Origin of the sequence: Herminiimonas sp. (assembly GCF_030645555.1) — a bacterium.
GTDB lineage: Bacteria > Pseudomonadota > Gammaproteobacteria > Burkholderiales > Burkholderiaceae_D > Oxalicibacterium.
In genome coordinates this window covers 1-5,898 of the sequence record NZ_JAUSME010000303.1, presented here as the reverse complement: position 1 = coordinate 5,898, position 5,898 = coordinate 1, and the positions used below count along the sequence as shown (strand labels likewise).

Annotated in this window: 5 protein-coding genes and 1 tRNA gene; 4 read left to right on the top strand and 2 right to left on the bottom strand. The window is 54.8% G+C overall.

Annotated elements, in window-relative coordinates; genetic code table 11:
• Window positions 1–68 precede the first annotated feature (68 nt).
• The 3 genes from Q7T06_RS11480 (at window position 69) to dinB (ending at window position 2,328) form a co-directional block, all read left to right on the top strand.
• Window positions 69–407 (top strand): hypothetical protein, encoded by a 339-nt coding sequence (locus tag Q7T06_RS11480; RefSeq protein ID WP_304784766.1) that lies wholly within the window; start codon window positions 69–71, stop codon window positions 405–407.
• Between the two features lie 108 nt (window positions 408–515).
• Complete coding sequence (locus tag Q7T06_RS11475) at window positions 516–965, top strand: hypothetical protein (protein WP_304784764.1); 450 nt, start codon at window positions 516–518, stop codon at window positions 963–965.
• Between the two features lie 211 nt (window positions 966–1,176).
• Complete coding sequence (dinB, locus tag Q7T06_RS11470; protein ID WP_304784762.1) at window positions 1,177–2,328, top strand: DNA polymerase IV; 1,152 nt, start codon at window positions 1,177–1,179, stop codon at window positions 2,326–2,328.
• 11 nt (window positions 2,329–2,339) lie between these two features.
• On the opposite strand, the gene Q7T06_RS11465 is transcribed toward dinB, so the two are convergent.
• Window positions 2,340–3,029 carry an epoxyqueuosine reductase QueH gene (locus tag Q7T06_RS11465; protein WP_304784760.1) on the bottom strand — a complete coding sequence of 230 codons (690 nt, stop codon included), beginning with the start codon at window positions 3,027–3,029 and terminating at the stop codon, window positions 2,340–2,342.
• 351 nt (window positions 3,030–3,380) lie between these two features.
• Between Q7T06_RS11465 and Q7T06_RS11460 the strand changes: the two genes are divergently transcribed.
• Window positions 3,381–5,543: a TonB-dependent siderophore receptor gene (locus Q7T06_RS11460; RefSeq protein WP_304784758.1), complete on the top strand. Its 2,163-nt coding sequence runs from the start codon at window positions 3,381–3,383 to the stop codon at window positions 5,541–5,543.
• Window positions 5,544–5,759: 216 nt separating this feature from the next.
• On the opposite strand, the gene Q7T06_RS11455 is transcribed toward Q7T06_RS11460, so the two are convergent.
• A tRNA-Asp gene (locus Q7T06_RS11455) sits at window positions 5,760–5,836 on the bottom strand.
• Between the last annotated feature and the right edge of the window lie 62 nt (window positions 5,837–5,898).

The following is a 5,898-nucleotide window of genomic DNA, read 5'->3' as shown; positions in this document are numbered from 1 at the left end:
AAATGCCAGCAGGCAGTCGAGCGCACAGGCGCGATCCATACGCAGCATTACCCTAACGAGGAATCATCATGTATTCATGGCTGTTACCTGCCGTCAAGGCCATATTGCCGCATGTAGGCAGCATCATTGATGCCGCCTTGCCGGCATTCAAGAGCCGTAAGGTCGACGAGAATGTGGCGACGCAGGACTCATTGTTGCAACAGCAGATTACCGAACTGCAGGAAGTGGCATCGCACAATGCAATCCACATCAAGGATCTGGCCGAGCAATTGAAGAAAATGGTGCTCACGCTGGAGCAGGATGCGCTGGCTCAGCAGCGGCGCTACCGGCGTCTGGCTATCCTGTCGTGGATGGCGCTGGCATGGGCGCTGCTGGCAATCGGACTGTGGTGCTTGGGCGCCAATTAGCATGCTGAAGGGGGCGGGTTGCGCCGCCAGCGCCCTTAGGCCAGCAAATCAGGGATGAACTTCTGTTAACGAGTCCTGTCAGTAATAGGGTGTGCATCGTCAATCGATTTGGTTGGCGGCATCAATTCCCGTGCGAACACTTCGTTTCGGTTTTTTATTATTGAACAAGGAGTTGCTTTGATAAAACTACGTACAATTCTCGCCGGCACGGCAGTCGCCATGTTTTCCCAGTTTGCTGTAGCCCAGGCCACGGCGCCAGCTACCATTATGGTGCCCGCAGCATCTGCACCTGCCAATCCTAACGATCCAGCCTATACCGACCAATCGCGTTTGAATCAAAGCAACGATCCATACGTGAAAAAACGCGTCGCTACGAAGAAAGCGACAACTGAATACAAGGCTGACAAAAAAGCCGCCAAGCAGGAATACAAGCAGGAAAAAGCCGAGGCAAAAGCTGAAATGCGCGATGCGAAGAAAGATGCAAAAGACACGCGCGCAATGGAATTGAAAAGCATGCCGCCAGCCGTTGATCCTGCCGCACCCGTGATGAAAAAGTAATACGCTGCAACTGAATGCAGGGCGAGATCGCGCAAGCGGTCTCGCCCTGTCTCGTTTGGGCCAGCCAATTCCGACTTGCGCCCATGCGCCGGCAAGATCGTGGCTCATTTTCGGCACAGGGAAAATGCCGAATCAATCTCGTTTAATACTGTACATTTGTACAGTAAATGCTATGCTTGCCTGCATCGCACTTTCAGCCAGCCAGTTTTTTATGTCGACACGATCCCGCCAGATCGCCCACCTTGATATGGATGCTTTTTACGCTTCGGTGGAGCTGCTGCGCTATCCTGAATTGCGTGGTCAGCCAGTCGTCATCGGCGGCGGCTCGGCGCATGCGCCTGAACTGATGGCCGATGGCAGCCACCGTTATGCGCGCCTGCGTAACTATGCCGGGCGCGGCGTCGTGACGACTTCGACTTATGAAGCGCGCGCACTGGGCGTGTTTTCCGGCATGGGCTTGATGAAGGTGGCGCAGCTGGCGCCGGATGCGATCCTGTTACCTACCGATTTCAATTCCTACCGGCATTACTCCCGGTTATTCAAAACGGCAGTCACCAGCATCACGCCGAACATCGAAGATCGCGGCATAGATGAAATCTATATTGACCTCAATGAGCACGATGGCGCTATCGATGTGCTGGCGCAAGCCATCAAGGATGCGGTCCATGCCGCTACCGGATTGTCCTGTTCGATAGGCGTGGCGCCCAACAAGCTGCTCGCGAAGATATGCTCGGATCTGGAAAAGCCGGATGGCTTGACGATCTTGTCTGCCGCCGATATTCCGCTGCGCATCTGGCCGCTGTCGGTGAAAAAAATCAATGGCATAGGGCCGAAGGCGGCGCAGAAGCTGGCCACGCTGGGCATATACACGATAGAAGAACTGGCCGCCTGCGACCCTGCGGTGCTGCAGGAAAATTTCGGCCGTGTCTACAGCGCATGGCTGACGCGCGTCGCCTACGGCATCGATGAGCGGCAAGTGGCGACGCGTTCGGAACCGAAATCGATCAGCCGCGAAGCCACTTTCGAGCGCGACCTGCATGCCAGGCGGGACCGCAATGAATTGACTGGATTGTTTACCCGGCTGTGCGAGCGCGTGGCGGATGATTTGCAGCGCAAGGACTATAGCGGCCGCACGATAGGCATCAAGCTGCGTTATGCAGATTTCAGCACCGTGACGCGCGATCTGACCTTGCCGGAGGCGACGGATAATGCGGGCGTCATCCGGCAGGCGGCCGGCGAATGCCTGCGCCGCGTGCCGCTGGATAAACGGCTGCGCCTGCTCGGCGTGCGCATTACTTCATTGTGCAAAAAAGGGGAAGAGACGCCGGCGCCGGTTGCGCAGGGCGAGCTGTTTGGCGCCTAGCGCCAAACGCATTACTTGTTGTCTTCTGCTTCCTTGGCGCCAGTCTGCCCGTAAAACTGCACGCCCATCGCGATGCGCTTACGTCCGCTTTCGCGCCTGTGCTTGTTGGTGTCGCGCAGCGAATAGACGCAACCGCAATATTCCTGCTGGTAGAAATTCTCGCGCTTGGAAATTTCTATCATGCGCGCCGAGCCGCCTTTTTTGCGCCAGTTGTATTCCCAGTACAGCATGTCCGGGTATTTGGCTGCCGCGCGTACGCCGCAATCGTTGATCTGGTTCATATCCTTCCAGCGCGAAATGCCGAGCGAACTGCTGATCACCGGGAAGCCGTGTTCATGCGCATACAGTGCGGTGCGCTCGAAGCGCATGTCGAAACACATCGTGCAGCGTATGCCGCGTTCGGGTGCATCTTCCATCCCCTTGGCGCGCTCGAACCAGTTGTCGGTATCGTAATCGGCATCGATGAAATCGATATTGTGCTTTTCCGCAAAACGTATGTTCTCGTCCTTGCGCAGCAGATATTCCTTTTCCGGATGGATGTTCGGATTGTAAAAGAAGATCGTGTAATCGATGCCGGAGGCCAGCATCGCTTCCATCACTTCGCCGGAACACGGCGCGCAGCAGGAATGCAGCAATACCTTGCCGGGTTTGCCTGGAAGAGGAATGGGGTCGCGTTTAAAGTCGGGTGTCGAATCGGTCATCTTGGCTCTCGCTTCGTGCTTGCCACAAGCGGCGCACTTGCATCTACATTGTCGTGCTGCAGCGCCGAAAGGCAAGGGAAAGCGAGCACTGAATTTGGGCAGGTCGCTATGGTAGCAGAAGCCGGGCGAGATAAATTCTCGCGGACTTGATCCTTGAATATAAGGGCGCACGCTCTGCATTTAACTTGTGGCTAAATTGGCAATAATGCGTGGTAAAAATGTAACGAGGAGCAATTAAATTGGCGCGATCATAGTTAATGAGAATTATTCTTTATTAGAATTGCGTAAAGTTCTTATCCATCCCGCATCAGCCAGCCAGCCGTCAGCCAGTGCATTTCCAAAGGAAATACTGTGCTGCATCGCAAAACCCTTGCGTTGGCCGTCGGCCTCGCCTGTCTCACCATGTCCTCCGCAGTCTTTGCCCAGCAGAGCGGCGCGCCGGTCAGCGCTGAAATCAAAATGGCCGAAACGCTGCCCGAAGTCCGGGTTACTGCCACCGTAGATGATAGTAGCGAGTCGACTCATTCATATGCAGCGCATGCGGTGACAGTAGGAAGCAAGATTCCGCAAACTCTGAAAGAAACGCCGCAATCCATCAGTGTGGTGACGCGTCAGCGGCTGGATGATCAAAACATTACCAAGATTGAAGATGTTCTCAAGCAAACCACGGGCGTCAACGTCACGCGTCTGGATGGGGCCGGTAATTTCAACACGATTCAAGCCCGCGGCTTCGATATCGGCAGCATCCAATTGGACGGTCTGGCCATCAGTCAAGGCGCCAATTATTCCACGGCGTTCGATACCGCAATTTACGATCGCATAGAAGTGCTGCGCGGTCCGGCCGGCCTGCTGCAAGGTGCGGGCGAGCCGGGCGGCACGATCAATCTGGTGCGCAAGCGCGCGCGTGCAGATTTGTCCGGTAGTGCGGGATTCATGCTGGGCTCGTCAGATACGCGCCGCGCGGAGTTTGATGTGACAAGCAAACTGGATGAGGCAGGCCGCATCCGGGGACGCATAGTCGGTGTGGTCGACAACCGTGAAAGCTTTGTCCACGCGGTGGAAAGCAAGAAATTTCTAGGGTACGGCACTGTAGAAATCGATTTGTCGTCAAGTACGACATTGTCGCTGGGCGCGACCCATCAAAAGACAGATTCTGTCGTCGATCAGGGGCTGCCAGCGATGGCAAATTACACTTTGCCGAACGTACCCCGCTCAACTTTTATCGGCAGTAAAAATAATGTTCAGGATATGGAAACGGATGATCTGTTTGCCGAATTGGAACATAAATTTGATAACGGTGGTCGTTTCAAATTTGCCGCGCGCCAGGTCGATCGCGGCATGATATACAAAGCCTTGCGGGCAAATGGTCTAGCGAACGTGGCGACCGGCGATGTCGCATATCAGACAGTAAACTTCCAGCAAGCCACCAAGAATCAAAATCTTGATGCCTATTATGCTGGTCCATTTGAGCTGGGCGGTCGCATCCACCAAATTTTGCTTGGCATCAATCACAGCACCGAGGATGCAAAAAGTCGCTCCATTTACGGGCCAACCGGCACGTTCAATATCTACAATCCGAACAATGACATTGCCTATCCGGCGCTGGATCTGGGTAACTATACAAGCGGCACGCAACAGACGCAGACAGGTATGTATGGGCAGGTGCAACTTAAGCCGTTTGATCGCTGGACCTTCTTGCTGGGCGGCCGCTTGGGACGCTGGGAAACACAGTCATTCAATCCGAGTACGGGAGTGATCAGTTCCACTGCCAAACCGGGTACGCAATTTACGCCATTGACGAGCGTTATCTATGCGCTGACCGATAATTCTTCGCTCTACGGCAGCTACGCTGAAACCTTTGTGGGGCAAACTGCGATAGACAAGAATGGCCGTCTTTTGTCGCCGCGGACCGGTTCCCAGATAGAACTGGGAGTAAAAAGCGAATGGCTGGACAAGCGCGTCAATAGCAGCATTGCCTTGTTCAGGATCATCGATAAAGATCGCGCGATCGAGGATACAAGCACTCCTCTCAACGCCAATGATTCGATAGCCGGCGGTAAAGTCAGGAGCGAGGGGCTGGAAGCGGAGGTGAGCGGTCAGATAGTGCCCGGCTGGGAGCTGATCGCTGGCTATGCCTATACTGCGACAAAATACCTGCAGGCGCCGATAGCCCAGGTGGGGCAGGCATTTTCTACGATCACACCGCGTCATAGCTTCAATCTTTGGACCAAACATAGCTGGACCAGCGGAACGTTCAATCGCTGGAGTCTGGCTGGTGGTTTGAAAGCGGTCAGCGATTTTTCATCAGGTACCGGCGCAACACGCGTCGTCGGTGATGGCTATACGACGGTGAGTGGACAAGTTGGCTACCAGATCGACAGTACAACCACGGCGAGCCTGACTATTAATAACTTGTTCGATAAAACATACTATGAAAAAGTCAGTAACTTCGGACGTCAAAACTTTTACGGCGAGCCGCGCTCTGTCATGCTGGCTGTCAAAAAGATGTTTTGATGAAGTAGTGACTTAGCCTGAGCAGCAGGAGACACAAAAAACCTCGGTGGACGGGACTCGCCTACGTGCCGCAGGCCGCGGAATCGCTTGCAGGCGAGTCCCTTCGAGTCCCGCCATGAGCCGCGCAGGCGGCTCATTCCAATCCGCAGATCGTCGGCTGCGCCGAAGGTGGAAGCGCAAACAAAAACGCCCGCTTGCGCGGGCGTTTTCTTGTTTTGGCGGAGTGGACGGGACTCGAACCCGCGACCCCCGGCGTGACAGGCCGGTATTCTAACCAACTGAACTACCACTCCATACTACTAAACTGATTCAGGTTGCTGCTTGACTGATTGGTGGGTGCTGACGGGGTCGAACC